Annotated in this window: 1 protein-coding gene; it reads right to left on the bottom strand. The window is 63.0% G+C overall.

The annotated features are described in order from the left end of the window. Window positions 1–300 (bottom strand): hypothetical protein (locus tag HMPREF2886_RS34870; RefSeq protein WP_218189079.1); only part of this gene is annotated, 300 nt, incomplete at both ends.

Below are 300 nucleotides of genomic sequence, written 5' to 3'. Positions count from 1 at the left end.
CTCGCACACGTCTAGTTCGTGCTGCGAAGGGCCAGACGACACGGGCAGACGGCCTACCCATTTGGTGCTGATGCGAGCGCAGTTCGCCCACGCGGTGGCCACGGTCTTTTTCATGCCCTCCGGGGCATGTTCGGCCACCTGATGAATGAACCCGTTGTAGTTCTCGGCCGCGTGCAGGTCAGCGACAGCAGCTTGCCGGAAATCCGTGGTTGCCTCGCTGCGCCGCATGACGCCGAACGCCAGCGCGGCGAATGCAAGACCTGCCCCAACAACAACGATTAGTGACGTGCGCCCGCTCAT

The organism is Pseudomonas sp. HMSC066A08 (genome assembly GCF_001813025.1).
Classification (GTDB): domain Bacteria; phylum Pseudomonadota; class Gammaproteobacteria; order Pseudomonadales; family Pseudomonadaceae; genus Pseudomonas; species Pseudomonas aeruginosa.
The sequence above is the reverse complement of the archived record's forward strand: the minus strand, read 5'-3'. Positions and strand labels throughout refer to the sequence as shown.